We start from the raw sequence: 15,090 nt of genomic DNA, 5'->3' as shown, positions 1-15,090 counted from the left end.
CGAGATCGGCGATCTCGGCGGCATCAGCGCCCGATGGTGCCGAGATCGCCGATCTCGGCGCGGGGACTGGACGCGGGGGGACTGGACGCGAGGGGGCCCGGCGTAGGGCCCGGCGGCTAGACCAGGCCGTGCGCGTGCACCGCCTCGGCGACCTCCAGGAAGCCGGACACGTTCGCGCCGAGCACGAGGTCCCCGGGCGAGCCGTACTCCTCCGCGGTGGCGTGGCAGCGCGCGTGGATGGACCGCATGATCTCCTCCAGCCGCGCCTCGGTGTGCTCGAAGGTCCAGCGGTCGCGGGAGGCGTTCTGCTGCATCTCCAGCGCCGACGTCGCCACGCCCCCGGCGTTGGCCGCCTTGCCCGGGGCGAAGCCGACCCCGGCCTCGCGGAACACCCGCACACCCTCGGGCGTGGTCGGCATGTTGGCGCCCTCCACCACGTAGCGGCAGCCGTTGCGGACCAGGGTGGTGGCCGCGTCGCCGTCCAGCTCGTTCTGCGTGGCGCTGGGCATCGCGACGTCGCACGGCACGTCCCAGACGTCGCCGCCGGCCACGAAGGTGGCCGAGGGACGCCGCTGCGCGTAGACGTCGACCCGGGCCCGCTCGACCTCCTTGACCTGCTTGAGCAGGTCCAGGTCGATGCCCTGCTCGTCGACGACGTAGCCGCCGGAGTCCGAGCAGGCGACGACGGTGCCGCCGAGCTGGTGCACCTTCTCGATGCCGTAGACGGCGACGTTGCCCGAGCCGCTGACGACGACGCGGCGGCCGTCGAAGGACTCCCCGCGGGCGCGCATCATCGCGTCGGCGAAGAAGGCCGCGCCGTAGCCGGTGGCCTCGGTGCGCACCAGCGCCCCGCCCCAGCCGAGGCCCTTGCCGGTGAGGACGCCGGACTCGTACCGGTTGGTGATCCGCTTGTACTGGCCGAACAGGTAGCCGATCTCGCGGGCGCCGACGCCGATGTCACCGGCCGGGACGTCGGTGTACTCGCCCAGGTGCCGGTAGAGCTCGGTCATGAACGACTGGCAGAACCGCATGACCTCCGCGTCGGATCGGCCCTTGGGGTCGAAGTCGGAGCCGCCCTTGCCGCCGCCGATCGGCATGCCGGTCAGCGCGTTCTTGAAGATCTGCTCGAAGCCCAGGAACTTGACGATGCCCAGGTTGACCGAGGGGTGGAAGCGCAGGCCGCCCTTGTAGGGGCCCAGCGCCGAGTTGAACTCGACCCGGAAGCCGCGGTTGACGTGCACCTCGCCGCTGTCGTCCTGCCACGGCACGCGGAAGATGATCTGCCGCTCGGGCTCGCAGATGCGCTGGACGGTCTTCATCTCGCTGTACTCGCGGTGCCGGTCCAGGACGACGGCGAGGGACTCCAGCACCTCGCGGACCGCCTGCAGGAACTCCGTCTCCCCCCGGTTGCGCCGGAGGACCTCCTCGTAGATGCCCTGCACCGACGCGGGTACCTCGTCGACCACTGCGTGCTCCTCGGTTCGCCGGCCGCTGGTCCGCCGTCGACGCTACGGCGGCGCCCCGCCGCGGGACGACGCCGGGGCCCCACCGTGGTCAGACTGGGCCGGTGGACCCCGACCTCGAGGCGCTGCGAGCCGCCTGCGACCGCGCGCTGGTCAGCCACGGACCGGTGCGGGCGGCCGACCTGCTCGCCACGATCCCGCCGGGGACGGCGGTCGACCGCTACGGCGAGGGCGGGGTCGTCGCCGAACTGGAGGCCGAGACCGCCCGCCTGCTGGGGACGGCGTCGGCCGTGTACCTGCCCAGCGGCACGATGGCCCAGCAGGCCGCGCTGCGGGTGCACGCGGGCCGGCGGGGACGGCGGACCGTCGTCGCCCATCCCCGGTGCCACCTGTTCCTGCACGAGGACGGCGCGCTGGAGCGGGTGCAGGGGCTGACGGGCCGGCCCGCCGGCGACCCTGAGCGGCTGCTCACCCGGGCGGCCCTCGACGGCGTCGCCGAGGCGCCGGCCGCGCTGGTCGTCGAGCTCCCGCAGCGGGAGATCGGCGGCCCGCTGCCGGACTGGGACGACCTCGTCGCGCAGGTGGCGTGGGCGCGGGAGCGGGGCGCGGCCGCCCACCTGGACGGCGCCCGGCTGTGGGAGGCCGCCGCCGGGTACGGCCGCCCGCCGGCGGAGGTCGCGGCGCTGTTCGACACCGTGTACGTCAGCTTCTACAAGGGCATCGGGGCGCTGCCCGGCTGCTGCCTGGCCGGGCCGGAGGACGTCGTCGCCGAGGTCCGCGAGTGGCGGCACCGCCTGGGCGGCACGCTGTTCGGCCTCTGGCCGGGCGCCGCGTCGGCGCTGACCTGCCTGCGCCGGCGGCTGCCGCTGATGCCGGCCTACCTGGAGCGGGCGCGCGAGGTCGCGGCGGCGGTGCGGGACCTGCCCGGCGTGCGCGTCGTCCCCGACCCGCCGCGGACGTCGATGCTGCACCTGCTGCTGACGACGACGCCCGAGGCGTTCACCGCGGCCGTCGTGCGGCTGGCCGAGGGCGGGCTGTGGACCTGGCAGCAGGCGCAGACCACCGGGGACCCCGGCGTCCAGCGGGTCGAGCTGTCGGTCGGCGACGCCACGATGGCGCTGTCGGTCGACGAGATCCGCGCGGCGGTCGCCGCCCTCGCCGGCGCCTGAACCCGGCCCCGCTGCAGGGGCCCGCCGCGGGCTCGCGAGCGGTGGGGGGCAGCGGGGGCGCCCGTCAGTCGGCCGCGTCGCCGGGGGTGTGGCCGGCGGCGGGCAGCGCGCCGCGGACGACGGGGCGCACCCGCCGGGCCGAGGGCAGCCGCTCGCTGTAGGAGAGCGCGTTGCCGCGGATGTGCAGCAGGTCGTCGTCCGTCGCCTGCCGGACCACCTTCGCCGGGACGCCGGCGATGACCGAACCCGGCGGGAACTGCTTGCCCTGCGTGACGACGGCGCCCGCGGCCACGATCGAGCCGGAGCCGATGTGCGCCCCGTTCATCACGATGCTGCCCATGCCCACCAGCACGTCGTCGTCGACGCGCGCGCCGTGCAGCACCACCCGGTGGCCCACGGTGACGCCCGCGCCCACCACCAGCGGGAAACCGGGGTCGGAGTGGAGGGTGCAGCCGTCCTGCACGTTGGACCCGGCGCCGATCTCGATGACCTCGGCGTCGGCCCGCAGGACCGCGCCGTACCAGACGCTGGACCGCGGTCCGAGCGTCACCGCGCCCACCACGACCGCGGTCGGCGCCACGAACGCCTCCGGGTCGATCCGCGGTGCGCCGAAGTCGAGCTCGCCGATGTAGTTCTCCGCCACGGGCCCACCCCAGCACAGCGGTGCCGCTGTCGCACCCGTCGGGCAGACTCGCGCACCGACGCCGCCGTCCCCGGGAGGTCACATGCCCGCCCTGCCCACCTCGATCGTCGGCAGCCTCCCGCAGCCCGGGTGGCTGGTGGACCACGCCAAGCTGGCCGGGCAGTTCCCGCCGCGCGTGCGGGCGCGCGAGATCTGGCGGGTCGCCCCGGAGCTGCTGGCCGAGGCCCAGGACGACGCCACCCTGCTGGCCATCCGGGCGCAGGAGGAGGCGGGCCTGGACGTCGTCACCGACGGCGAGATCCGGCGGGAGTCCTACTCCAACCACTTCGCGACCGCGCTCGACGGCGTGGACGTCGACCACCCGGGCACGGTGCTCAACCGCTCCGGGAAGCCGATCCCGGTGCCGCGGGTGGTCGGCCCGGTCGCCCGGCCGGGGCCGGTGCAGGCCGACGACGTCCGGTTCCTCCGCGCGCACACCGACCGCACCGTGAAGATCACCGTGCCGGGGCCGTTCACGATGGCCCAGCAGTCCGACGACCGGCACTACGGCGACGACCGGCTGCTCGCGCTGGCCTACGCCGACGTCGTCCGCGCCGAGATCGCCGACCTGTTCGCCGCCGGCGCCGACGTCGTCCAGATCGACGAGCCGTGGCTGCAGGCGCGCCCCGAGGTGGCCCGCCGGTACGGGGCCGAGGCCGTCACCCGCGCCGTCGAGGGCGCGCCGGGACCGGTCCACCTGCACCTGTGCTTCGGCTACGCGGCGATGGTGTCCGAGCGGCCCGAGGGCTACTCGTTCCTGCCCGAGCTCGCCGACACACCGGTCGACACCGTGGCGGTGGAGACGGCCCAGTCGCACCTGGACCCGGCGCAGCTGCGACCGCTGCGGGGCAAGGGCGTCGCACTCGGCGTCCTCGACCTCTCCACCGAGGAGGTGGAGACCCCGCAGGTGGTCGCCGACCGGGTGCGCCGCGCGCTGGGCGAGGTGGACGTCGACCGGCTGGTGCTGACCAGCGACTGCGGACTCAAGTACCTGTCGCGGGAGGCGGCCGCCGGGAAGATGCGCTCCCTCGCCGAGGCCGCAGCGGTCCTGCGGGCGGAGCTGGCGTGACGCTCCCGACCGACCTGCCGGTGCTGGCCTTCCCCGACCAGGCCGCGCTGGAGGCCTGGCTGGAGGCCGAGGGCGACAGCGCGCCCGGGCTCTACGTGCGGCTGGCGAAGAAGGGCTCGGGGATCGCGTCGGTGACCTACGCCGAGCTGGTGGAGAGCTGCCTGTGCTTCGGCTGGATCGACGGGCGGTCCAACCGGCTGGACGAGGCGACCTACCTGCAGCGGATCACCCCGCGCCGCGCGCGCAGCGTGTGGTCGCAGAAGAACGTCGCCGCGGTCGCCCGGCTCGTCGAGGCGGGCCGGATGCGCCCGGCCGGGCTGGCCGCGGTCGAGGCCGCGCAGGCCGACGGCCGGTGGGACCGCGCCTACCCCGGCAGCGCCGAGGCGGAGGTGCCCGACGACCTCGCGGCCGCGCTGGACGCCGTCCCCGGTGCGCGGGCGACGTTCGACGCGCTGCCCGCGCAGGAGCGGTTCTCGCTGCTGTGGCCGGTCTACACCGCGGCGACGGCGCGGACCCGGGAGCGCCGCGTCACCGCTGCCGTGGCGGCGGTGTCGCGATCCGATCAGCCGAGGACGTAGCGCTCCATGTCCGGCCACACCGTCTCGCAGGGGACGCCGTCGAGGTCGGCGTCCATCCGGTCCGGCTGCGCCCAGTAGAACCAGTAGGCCGCCGCGTCGGCCGGACCGAGGCCCAGCGCCGCCAGGTCCTGACAGAGCAGGCCCGGCGGCAGAGAGGCCAGCCAGTCGCCGTCACCGACACCCACGTACCGGTCCATCTCCGGCCACACCGTCTCGCAGGGGACGCCGTCGAGGTCGGCGTCCATCCGGTCCGGCTGCGCCCAGTAGAACCAGTAGGCCGCCGCGTCAGCCGGACCGAGGCCCAGCGCCGCCAGGTCCTGACAGAGCAGGCCCGGCGGGAGAGAGGCCAGGCCCCCGTCGCCGTCCGGCACCGGCCGGCCGGCCGGTTCGTCGTCCTCGCACCAGGTGACGCAGGACCGCTCTGCCCCGCCGGGGAAGGAGGTCGCGGCTCCCGGCGAAGTCACGGGGCCCGGGAGCGCCGAGGGCGAGGCGCTGCCCGTCAGCTGGGTCGTGCAGGCGGAAGCGAGCACCCCCGCCGCGAGCGCGACACATGCCAACGGACGACGTCGCACCTGGTCCCCCTGTTGCCGCGCAGCGAACGGCGCGAGGCTACGGAGGTCCGTGGCAACGCGTCACGGCTGCGGGCCGACCGTCACCCGGACGGGCGGAGGGGTGAAGCCGGTCGGCGGACGTCCACATCCGCCGTCCGGGCGATCAGAGGATGCGGCGCGCCCCGGCGTAGCCGTTCATGTCGACCGTGGTGACGGCGACCGGCTGACCGAAGGTCCGGGCGTGCACCATCTGGCCGTTGCCGATGTAGATGCCCACGTGGCTGACCGGCGAGTAGAAGTACACGATGTCGCCGGGCTGCAGCTCGGCGCGCGACACCGCGACGCCCATGCCGGCCTGGGCGCGGCTGGAGTGCGGCAGCGAGATGCCGACGGTGGCGTAGGCGAACTGGGTGAGCCCCGAGCAGTCGTAGCCGTTCGGGCCCGAGGCGCCCCACACGTAGGGGTCGCCCAGCTGGGAGAGGGCGGCCTCGACGACGGCGCCGGCGGCCTCGGAGGGCGCGCGAGCGACGACCTGCGCGACCGGCGGCGGCTCGAGCACCGGGCCGCCCAGGGTGGTGGTGACCGTGGCCTGCTCCTCGGCCGACAGGCGCGCGAAGTCGGCCTCGTACTCGTCGACGCGGGCCTGCACGTCCGCCTGCTGCTGCTCGAGGGTCGCCAGCGCGGCCTCGGCCTCGGCGGCGGCGGCCTCGGCCTGGGTCTGCGCGGCCAGGGCCTGCTCCCGGGCGGCGGAGACCGCGCCGATGACGGTGTCGGTGTGCGCGGCGATCATGTCCAGCGTCGTCATCTGCTGCACGAAGTCCTCGGCGGACTCGCTGGTCAGGAACGCGGCGACGCTGGAGGTGCTGCGCCCGGTGTAGCCGGTCTGCGCGATCGCGACCAGCTGCGGCTCGTAGCGCGCGACCTCGGTGTAGGCGGCGTCGCTGGCGGCGCGGGCGTCGGCGGCGGCCTGCTGCAGCTCCGCCACCGTCAGCTCCGCCTGGTGGACCTGCTCGTCGAGCTGGGTGAGCTGCTGGCCGGCCTGCGCGACCAGGTCCGCGGCCTCGTCGGCCGTGGTCGGCGTGGCGGAGGCCGGCGTCGGCCCCAGCACCACGGCGACGGCTGCGGCGGCCGCGAGGACGGCACCGGCCCAGCGGCGGCTCGTCGTCCGGTTGCGCTGCATCGTGGCTGCTCCTCAGGTGCTCCGCGCCCCACCCGGGGAAGGGGCGGTACGTCGCGCGTCAGCACGCAACGTAAGGACGACGTGTCGACAAGTGACGGGGGCGCGCGGAGGGAGCTCGCGGCGCCGCACCCCGTCCGTCACACCCGCCCCGGCAGGGCCCGCGAGTCGCAGCGGCCTCCGGCGGCGAGACCCACCGGCCCCGGCCGTCACAGGGCCGGGCGGGCACCGCGCAGGGCACCACGCAGGGCACCGCGCCCCGCGTCGGCGTCCCGGTGCACGAGGTGGTCGCCGTCCACACCGCGGGCAGTAGCGCGGTTCCGCACGGGACCGACAGCGCGGCCCGACCCCGGGCAGGAGCGCGGTCCTGCGCGCCACCGCCAGCGCGGCCCGACCCCGGGCAGGAGCGCGGTCCCGCACCCGGGAGCCCGGGGCGGTGTGGAGTGGGTGAGGGGTGGCCTCAGCCGGCGAGGGGCTCCTGCGCGTCCAGGGCGGAGACGATCTCGAAGTCCCGGATCACCGCGGCCAGCTCGTCGGCCGACCACGCCTCGCAGCAGTCACAGCCGCCCTCGCGGTAGCTGACCAGCCCGAGCCGGCCGGCCGCCTGGTCCTCGTCGATGGCGAGGTGCCCCGCGTTGGGGTGCCGGTGGCACGTGCACGCCGAGGCGCACAGCCCCAGACCCCAGCCGGAGACGACGACGGTGCGGCCGTCGTCCCACACCTGACCGACCTGGAAGACCGACGGCTTCTGCGTCCTGCTCATCGGGAAGGCTCCCCTCGACGGCCCCGCCGGGGCCCGCGTGCTGTGCCGGAGAAAAATATCCCCGTGCCGTGTTTAGACGGCAGCTGCACGCGGTAACTGAAGCCCTTTTCACTGTCGGGACGCCGCACCGGCACCACCGGTCACACCGGCGCCAGCGGCCCCGTCAGCTGGCCGGCGACACCGAGCTCATGTGGAAGTCCGGCACCCGGACGGCCGGCATCGCGGCGCGGGTGAACCAGTCGTTCCACTCCCGGGGCAGCGTGCGCTCGGTGCGGCCGGCCTGGGTGATGCGGCCGAGCAGGTCGATCGGGGACTCGTTGAACCGGAAGTTGTTCACCGCCCCGGTCACCTCGCCGCCCTCGACGAGGAAGACGCCGTCGCGGGTGAGCCCGGTCAGCAGCATGGTCTGCGGGTCGACCTCGCGGATGTACCAGAGCGTGGTCAGCAGCAGCCCGCGCTCGGTGGACTCGACCATCTCCTCCAGGCTCGCGGTGCCGTTGGGGTCCTCGAGGACCAGGTTGTCGACGGCGGCGGTCGCCGGGGCCGTCGTCCGCAGCGCCCAGGCACGCGGGCGGACGAGGTTGGTCAGCACGCCGTCCTCGATCCAGTTCACCGCCGGGACCGCCATGCCGTTGTCGAACACCGACGCGGCCGCCGACGAGCCGCCCACGACCTGGAAGGACGCCGTCTCCAGCCCCGGCGCGTTCGGGTCGCTGCGCAGCGTCAGCGGCAGCGCGGCCAGCCGCTCGCCGATGCGGTTGCCCCCGCCCGGCCTGGCGAAGACGTTGCGCCCCTCGTCGGCGTCCCGGGCCTCCATCTGCCAGTACGCGAAGATCATCAGGTCGCTGACGGCGGACGGCGGCAGCAGCGTCTCGTAGCGCCCCGCGGGCAGGTCGAGCCGGCGCCGCGACCACGCGAGCTTGCGCTCGACCTCGGCGGCCAGCCCCGCGACGGAGACGTCGAGGAAGTCGCGGGTGCTCGTGCCCGCCCACACCGAGCGGCTCATGTCGCTGCTCTTGCCGTTGAGCTCGACCCGGCCCGTGGGCTGGTCGTGGCGCAGCCGCAGCCCGGTGGAGGTGCCCAGGTAGGTGGTCGCCATGGCGTGCTCGGCGTAGCCGAACAGCAGGTCGCCGCGGTCGCGGGCGGCGCCGAACGTGGCCCCCAGCGCCGGGGCGAACTCCTCGAACACGCCGATCGAGGTCTCGGCGGGGTCGGCGTCCCAGTCCCCGGCCCCCGGCGGGACGTCGGAGACCAGGGGCATGGCGTCCTCGGCCGGCCCGGCGTCGCGCGCGGCCTGCTCGCTGGCGGCGACCAGCGCGGCGACGTCGGGGGTGCCCGAGCGGGCGACGGTGCCCGCGGCCATGCCCGCCCCGCCGTCGACGAACGACACGACCACGACCTGGCGGGAGCGCATCGCGCCGTTGGTGGTCAGGCTGTTGGACGCCCAGCGGAGGTTGGCCTCGGAGCTGTCGACCACGTAGGTGACCTGCCCGTCGACCGTGGAGGCCGCCAGCGCCTGCTCGACCAGGTCCTGCGCGCGGTGCTGGGTCACTGATCCGCTCCTCGCTCGCCGGTGCTCGCCCCGGTCATCTCCCGCCCTCCTGCACCGTGTTGAGGATGTTGACGCCCTCGAACAGGGCCGAGGGGCACCCGTGCGACACCGGCGCCACCTGCCCCGGCTGGGCCTTGCCGCAGTTCAGCGCGCCGCCGAGGACGTAGGTCTGCTCGCCGCCGACCGCGCGCATCGAGCCCCAGAAGTCCGTCGTCGTCGCCTGGTAGGCCACGTCGCGCAGCTGGCCGGCCAGCTCGCCGCCCTCGATCCGGTAGAACCGCTGGCCGGTGAACTGGAAGTTGTAGCGCTGCATGTCGATCGACCAGCTCTTGTCGCCGACGACGTAGATGCCGCGGTCGACGCCGGCGATCAGCTCCTCGGTGGAGGGGCCGCCGGCGACCGGCTGCAGCGACACGTTGGCCATCCGCTGCACCGGCACGTGCCGCGGGGAGTCGGCGAACGCGCACCCGTTGGAGCGCTCCATGCCCCGCAGCCGGGCCATGTTGCGGTCGACCTGGTACCCGACGAGGACGCCGTCGCGGACGATGTCCCACTGCTGGGCCTGCACGCCCTCGTCGTCCCAGCCGACCGACGCCAGCCCGTGGACGGCGGTGCGGTCACCGGTGACGTGCATGAGCTCCGACCCGTACCGCAGGGTGCCGAGCTGGTCGACGGTCGCGAACGACGTGCCGGCGTAGGCGGCCTCGTATCCCAGCGCGCGGTCGAGCTCGGTGGCGTGGCCGACCGACTCGTGGATGGTCAGCCACAGGTTCGAGGGGTCGACCACGAGGTCGTACCGGCCGGCCTCGACGCTGGGCGCCTTGGTCTTCTCGCGCAGCAGCTCCGGGATCTCGGTGAGCTCGCCGGCCCAGTCCCAGCCGTTGCCGGTGAGGTACTCCCAGCCGCGGCCGACCGGCGGCGCGAGGGTGCGCATGCTCTCGAACGCGCCCGTGGACCGGTCGACGGTCAGCGCGGTGAAGGCGGGGTGGATGCGCACCCGCTGCTGGCGGCTGCGGGTGCCGGCGGTGTCGGCGTAGTACTTCTGCTCCTTGACCGCGGTGCAGCCCGAGGTCACGTGCTCGACGCCGTCGGCGGCCAGCAGCCGCTCCGACAGCTCGACGAGCAGCGCCGTCTTCTCCGTGTCCGGCACCTCGAACGGGTCGGTCTCGTACTCGGACACCCACACGGCGTCGGGGTACACCGGCTCGGGCGCGAGCTCGACGCGGTCGGTGCTCAGCGCCGCGGAGACCCGCGCGACGGCGACGGCCTCCTCGGCCAGCCGGACCGCCTCGGCCGCGGTGAGGACGACGCCCGCGGCGAACCCCCAGGTGCCCTCGTGCACCACCCGGACGGCCAGCCCCAGGTCCTCGCCGTCGGCCAGGCTCTCCAGCCGGGCGTCGCGCAGGTTGATCGACTGGGTGCGGATCCGCTCCACCCGGATGTCGGCGTGCTCGCAGCCGAGGTCGACCGCGCGGGTCAGCGCCGCCTCGGTGAGCGCGGAGAGCGGGAGGGCGAGGAAGGACGCATCGACGTCGCGGGGTCCGGCCACGGCCCCTGTCTACCAGGAGAGGGCCCCTCCTCCCCGGACAAGATCGTGTCGTTCCCCGCCCACGACCGGCGTCCCCGGTCGGGCTCCCTAGCCCAGCTGCTCGTCGACCCAGCACCACCGCCACGCCTCGCCCGGCTCCGCGCTCACCACGACCGGGTGGCCCTCCGCGCCGAAGTGCGCCCGCGAGTGCCGGCGCGGCGAGGAGTCGCAGCAGCCCACGTGCCCGCAGGTCATGCAGGTGCGCAGGTGCACCCAGGTGGTGCCCTCCACCAGGCAGTCCTGGCAGGCGGCGGCCGGGTGCGACTCGCCCGGCGGCGCGGCGTCCAGGTGGTCGCAGGAGGTGCGGTCGGGCCGCGGGGCCAGCGCCCGGTCGCGCTCCAGCGCCTCCAGCTCCTCGTTGCGGTCCAGCAGCGACTCCTCGAGGTCGATCTGCGCCAGCGCCGCGGCCAGCACCTCGCCGGCCGCCCGGCCCTCGTCGCGCGCCTGCACGATCACGGCCCGCTCGGCGGCGAGCATCTCGGTGCGCAGCCGGCAGTACGTGGCCGAGGGGGTGTCCTGGTCGGCCAGCGGCCGGCCCAGCCGCTCCCACGCGGCGTGCGAGCGGGCCTCGGAGCGGTCGCGCAGCCGCTCCACCACGCCCGCCGGCTCGTCCCCGGTGACCAGCTCGTCGAGCCGGCGCAGCCCGGCGGCGCTGGCGGCGTCGCCGATCTCGGCCGCCTGCAGGGCGTCCTCGGCGGGGTCGGGCGGCGGCAGGCCGACCCGGCGGACCAGCCACGGCAGCGTGGACCCCTGCACGAGCAGGGTGCCGACGACGACGGTGAAGGCCGCGAGCAGCAGCACGTCGCGCTCGGGGAGGTCCTCCGGGATCAGCTGGGCCGCGGCCAGGGTGACCACGCCGCGCATCCCCGCCCAGGAGACCAGCCCGGCCACCGGCCTGCTCCACGCCTGGCGGCGCATCCCGGGCGTGCCGGCCCGCAGCAGCGCCGCCGTCCCGAAGACGAAGGCGAAGCGGGCCACGATGGTGGCGACGAGGGCGCCTGCGCACACCAGGGCGACGCGCCAGCCGCTGGGGCCGCCGTCCTGCAGCGCCCGCAGCAGGGCGGGCAGCTGCATGCCGATCACCAGGAACACCGCGTTCTCCAGCACGAAGGCGACCGTGCGCCAGGTGATCGCCTCGGTGACCCGCGCGGACGCCGTCTGCACCCGGGGCGACAGCTGCGCCAGGGTCAGCCCGGTCACGACGGTGGCCAGCACGCCGGAGGCGTGCACCTCCTCGGCCGGGAGGAAGGCGAGGTAGGGGGCGACGAAGGAGACCAGGGTGTCGAGCACGGGGTCGCGCAGCCGGGCACGCAGGACGGCGAGCAGGGCGGCGACCGCCCCGCCGATGAGCACCGCGCCGACGACCGCCCACACGAACTCGGCGGCCACCTGCGGCGGGGAGGGCGCCGAGGACAGCGCCGACACCGCGACGGTCAGGGCGATCAGCGCCGCCGCGTCGTTCACCAGGCTCTCGTGCTCCAGCAGCGTCGCCACCCGCCGCGGCAGGCCCAGCCGCCGGCCGACCGCCGCGGCCGCCACCGCGTCGGGGGGCGCGACGACGGCGCCGAGGGCCACGGCGGCGGCCAGGGCCACGCCCGGCAGGAGCAGCCAGGTCACCGCGCCGACCACCGCGGTGGTGACGACGACGAGCACCACCGACATCAGGACGATGCTGAGCTTGTTGTGCTTGAAGTCGAACAGCGACGTGCGGGCGGTGGTCGCGTACAGCAGCGGCGGCAGCACGCCGAACAGGACGACGTCGGCCTCCAGCCGCACGTCGGGCACCCCGGGCAGGAAGGACGCCGCGGCACCGACGACGACGAGCACCAGCGGGGTCGGCCACCCCCAGCGGTCGCACAGGCCGGCGATCAGCCCGACGGCGATCACCAGGCCGACCAGCACGGCGGTCAGCTCCACGACCCCTCCATCCTGCGCCCGTCGCGGTCGCGCCCGAGCCGCCCGGCGCCCAGCCTGCCCAGCGGCCCCCCCGAGGTCGCGGCCGGGTCCCGCGCCTGCGCCAAGCCGGGGCGGCGGCGGGGCATTCCCCGGCCGGTCGTTCGCGGCCATGTGCACGTGGGGGCGGTCCGCGGGTACCGGCCGGGCCATGACCGCCGTCCCGCCCGCCGCTCCCGCCGGCGACGTCACCCTCACCTTCGGCGGCAACGCCACGATGCTGCTGCGGATCGGCGGGTTCACGCTGCTCACCGACCCGAACTTCCTGCGCCGGGGGCAACGCGCCTACCTCGGCAAGGGGCTGTGGACCACGCGGCTCACCGAGCCGGCGCTGGAGCCCACGCAGCTGCCGGCGCTGGACGCGGTCCTGCTGTCGCACCTGCACGCCGACCACTGGGACCGCATCGCCACGCGCACCCTGGACAAGGGCACGCCCGTGGTGACCACGCCCCAGGCGGCGCAGGCCCTGGACCGGCGGGGCTTCCGGCAGACCCTGGACCTCACCCCCTGGCAGCGGCACGAGATCACCCGCGGTGACGAGACGCTGCGGATCACCTCCGTCCCCGGTGAGCACGGCCCCGGGGTCCTCGCGCGGCTGCTGCCGCCGGTCATGGGCAGCGTGCTGGAGCTCGTGCGCGGCGGCGAGGTCGGCTGGCGCGGCTACATCAGCGGCGACACCCTCTACCGCCCCTACCTGGCCGAGGTGCTGCAGCGGTGCGGCCCGCTCGACGTCCTCATCCCACACCTGGGCGGCACGCGGGCGCTGGGCGTCACCGTGACGATGGACGGCCGCCAGGGCGCCGACCTCGTGGAGCTGCTGCGGCCGCCGGTCACCGTGCCGGTGCACTACGACGACTACTCGCGGTTCGCCTCCCCGCTCGGCGACTTCGTGCGCGAGGTCGCCCAGCGGCGGCTGCCCGGCGAGCTGCGGCCGGTGACCCGCGGCGAGACGATCAGCCTCCGCCCCCAGGCCGCCCCGTAGCCGCCGCCCCTCTCCCCCGCCGCGCCCGCTCGACACCGCGGCAGTGCCGCGTCCCGGGTCCCGGTGCCGCCCCACAGCGCGGCGGTCGCCCCCACATCGCGGCAGTGCCGGAGTGCGGCTGGGGACGGCGGCGCGGGGGGACGGCGGCGCGGGGGGACGGCGGCGCGGGCGGGCGGCGCGGGCGGGTCAGGCGGGCGGCCGGGCGGCGCGGGCGGGTCAGACGCCGGCGAGTCGAGCGGCGCGCTCGGCGACGTCGGCCCGCAGCTCCTCGGTGTCCACGGTCGTGACCACGCCGCCGGCGACGACCTGCCGACCGCCCACCCACACGTCCCGCACCAGCCGGGACGCGCCCGACCACACCAGGTGGGTGACGAGGTCGGTGGCGTCGCCCACCGGCTCGAAGCCCAGGTCGCGGGTGTCGACGTGCACCAGGTCCGCCCGCCGCCCGACGGCGACCTGGCCGAGGTCGGGACGGCCGATGGCCTCCGCGGAGGCCCCGGTCGCCAGCCACAGCGCCTCCGCGGCGGTGAGGGCCGTCGCCGACGACTCGCGCAGCCGCGCCAGTTGCGCGGCCAGCCGGGCGTCGGCGAGCAGGTCCAGCCCGTCGTTGGACGCCGGCCCGTCGGTGCCCAGCCCCACCCGGATGCCGCGGTCGAGCATGTCCCGCAGCCGCGCCACGCCGCTGGCCAGCTTCGCGTTGCTGGCCGGGCAGTGGCTGACCGCGGCGTCGTACTCCCGCCACAGCTCCAGGTCGGCGTCGTCCATGTGCACGCAGTGCGCGCCCAGCACGCGCCCGCCGAGCACGTCGTGGGCGGCCAGCAGCGCCGGCACCGACAGGCCGTGGGCGGCCAGCAGGTCCGCACCCTCGGTGGCGGTCTCGGCCACGTGCAGGTGCAGCAGCAGTCCGTGCTCGCGCGCGGCCTCGGCGGCCTGCCGCAGCAGGGGCAGTGGGACGGTGTAGGCCGCGTGCGGCCCCAGCCCGTACTCCACCGTGCCGTCGTCGGGGGCCGACGCCGCCAGCTCCACGGCGGCGGCCAGCTGCGCCTCCAGGGGCGGCATGCCGGGCAGCGGCACCATGGGCGCGGCGATCACCGCCCGCGCGCCGGTCCGGCCGACGGCGGCCGCGATCCGCTCGGCCTCGAAGTACATCTCCACGCTCGTCGTGACGCCGGCGCGCAGCATCTCCGCCGATGCGGCGGTCATCGCGACCTCGACGTCGTCGGGGGTCAGCCGCGCCTCCCGCGGCCACATCACCTCGCCCAGCCAGCGGTCCAGCGGCAGGCCCTCGCCCTGCCCGCGGAAGAGCACCATCGGCGCGTGCGAGTGGGCGTTCACCATGCCCGGCACCAGCACCCCGGGGACGGCGACCAGCTCGGCGTCCCCCCGTGGCGGCGCGTCCGCGGCCGGGCCGACCCAGGTGACGACGCCGTCGGCGACGTCCACGGCGGCGTCGGGCAGGACCGTCCCGGACCGGTCCCCCACGACGACGGCCCGGGCGGTGAAACGCTGGCGCATGCGCGGCACGCTAGCCCCACCGGCCCCGGCCGCCCCGGGGACGTCCGG

13 protein-coding genes are annotated in these 15,090 nt (G+C 75.8%); 4 read left to right on the top strand and 9 right to left on the bottom strand.

Annotated elements, in window-relative coordinates; all coding sequences use genetic code 11:
• Positions 1–116: 116 nt before the first annotated feature.
• Positions 117–1,466, bottom strand: coding sequence for an NADP-specific glutamate dehydrogenase (gene gdhA, locus ACI781_RS04715; RefSeq protein ID WP_456564914.1), 1,350 nt, complete (start codon positions 1,464–1,466; stop codon positions 117–119).
• 101 nt (positions 1,467–1,567) lie between these two features.
• Here gdhA and ACI781_RS04710 point away from each other — a divergent pair, with 101 nt between their 5' ends.
• Positions 1,568–2,632 carry a threonine aldolase family protein gene (locus ACI781_RS04710; RefSeq protein WP_456564913.1) on the top strand — a complete coding sequence of 355 codons (1,065 nt, stop codon included), beginning with the start codon at positions 1,568–1,570 and terminating at the stop codon, positions 2,630–2,632.
• A gap of 64 nt (positions 2,633–2,696) precedes the next feature.
• On the opposite strand, the gene ACI781_RS04705 is transcribed toward ACI781_RS04710, so the two are convergent.
• Positions 2,697–3,275: a gamma carbonic anhydrase family protein gene (locus tag ACI781_RS04705; protein WP_456564912.1), complete on the bottom strand. Its 579-nt coding sequence runs from the start codon at positions 3,273–3,275 to the stop codon at positions 2,697–2,699.
• Positions 3,276–3,357: 82 nt separating this feature from the next.
• Between ACI781_RS04705 and ACI781_RS04700 the strand changes: the two genes are divergently transcribed.
• Together ACI781_RS04700 and ACI781_RS04695 are read left to right on the top strand one after the other, a co-directional pair.
• Positions 3,358–4,383 (top strand): 5-methyltetrahydropteroyltriglutamate--homocysteine methyltransferase, encoded by a 1,026-nt coding sequence (locus ACI781_RS04700; RefSeq protein WP_456564911.1) that lies wholly within the window; start codon positions 3,358–3,360, stop codon positions 4,381–4,383.
• Positions 4,380–4,961 (top strand): YdeI/OmpD-associated family protein, encoded by a 582-nt coding sequence (locus tag ACI781_RS04695; protein ID WP_456564910.1) that lies wholly within the window; start codon positions 4,380–4,382, stop codon positions 4,959–4,961. Before ACI781_RS04700 ends, ACI781_RS04695 begins: the two co-directional genes overlap by 4 nt.
• Here ACI781_RS04695 and ACI781_RS04690 read toward each other — a convergent pair.
• From ACI781_RS04690 to ACI781_RS04665, 6 genes are all read right to left on the bottom strand, one after another.
• On the bottom strand, positions 4,946–5,425 hold the full coding sequence (locus ACI781_RS04690; RefSeq protein WP_456564909.1) for a hypothetical protein: 480 nt from the start codon (positions 5,423–5,425) through the stop codon (positions 4,946–4,948). The two genes, ACI781_RS04695 and ACI781_RS04690, sit on opposite strands and share 16 nt — an antisense overlap.
• Positions 5,426–5,675: 250 nt before the next feature.
• The gene (locus tag ACI781_RS04685; RefSeq protein WP_456564908.1) at positions 5,676–6,692 is read right to left on the bottom strand and encodes a C40 family peptidase; all 1,017 of its coding nucleotides are present in this window, start codon (positions 6,690–6,692) and stop codon (positions 5,676–5,678) included.
• A gap of 457 nt (positions 6,693–7,149) precedes the next feature.
• The gene (locus ACI781_RS04680; RefSeq protein ID WP_456564907.1) at positions 7,150–7,452 is read right to left on the bottom strand and encodes a hypothetical protein; all 303 of its coding nucleotides are present in this window, start codon (positions 7,450–7,452) and stop codon (positions 7,150–7,152) included.
• Between the two features lie 163 nt (positions 7,453–7,615).
• Entirely contained in the window at positions 7,616–9,004 is a 1,389-nt protein-coding gene (locus ACI781_RS04675) for a metallopeptidase TldD-related protein (protein WP_456564906.1), read from the bottom strand.
• A 34-nt stretch (positions 9,005–9,038) separates the two neighbouring features.
• On the bottom strand, positions 9,039–10,553 hold the full coding sequence (locus ACI781_RS04670) for a TldD/PmbA family protein (RefSeq protein ID WP_456564905.1): 1,515 nt from the start codon (positions 10,551–10,553) through the stop codon (positions 9,039–9,041).
• Positions 10,554–10,640: 87 nt separating this feature from the next.
• Positions 10,641–12,509 (bottom strand): cation:proton antiporter domain-containing protein, encoded by a 1,869-nt coding sequence (locus tag ACI781_RS04665; RefSeq protein WP_456564904.1) that lies wholly within the window; start codon positions 12,507–12,509, stop codon positions 10,641–10,643.
• Positions 12,510–12,696: 187 nt separating this feature from the next.
• Here ACI781_RS04665 and ACI781_RS04660 point away from each other — a divergent pair, with 187 nt between their 5' ends.
• A complete protein-coding gene (locus tag ACI781_RS04660) occupies positions 12,697–13,527 on the top strand; it encodes an MBL fold metallo-hydrolase (RefSeq protein WP_456564903.1) in 831 nt (276 codons plus the stop codon).
• A gap of 216 nt (positions 13,528–13,743) precedes the next feature.
• On the opposite strand, the gene ACI781_RS04655 is transcribed toward ACI781_RS04660, so the two are convergent.
• A complete protein-coding gene (locus ACI781_RS04655; RefSeq protein ID WP_456564902.1) occupies positions 13,744–15,042 on the bottom strand; it encodes an amidohydrolase family protein in 1,299 nt (432 codons plus the stop codon).
• Positions 15,043–15,090: the final 48 nt, after the last annotated feature.

Source organism: Blastococcus sp. SYSU D00695, assembly GCF_054050555.1.
This window is presented reverse-complemented; position numbering and strand designations above follow the sequence as displayed.

Bases quoted from the DNA above. Each gene is read 5' to 3' on its own strand.
- ACI781_RS04700 (WP_456564911.1), top strand. From the start codon at position 3,358: ATGCCCGCCCTGCCCACCTCGATCGTCGGCAGCCTCCCGCAGCCCGGG.
- ACI781_RS04685 (WP_456564908.1), bottom strand. From the start codon at position 6,692: ATGCAGCGCAACCGGACGACGAGCCGCCGCTGGGCCGGTGCCGTCCTC.
- ACI781_RS04680 (WP_456564907.1), bottom strand. From the start codon at position 7,452: ATGAGCAGGACGCAGAAGCCGTCGGTCTTCCAGGTCGGTCAGGTGTGG.
- ACI781_RS04660 (WP_456564903.1), top strand. From the start codon at position 12,697: ATGACCGCCGTCCCGCCCGCCGCTCCCGCCGGCGACGTCACCCTCACC.
- ACI781_RS04655 (WP_456564902.1), bottom strand. From the start codon at position 15,042: ATGCGCCAGCGTTTCACCGCCCGGGCCGTCGTCGTGGGGGACCGGTCC.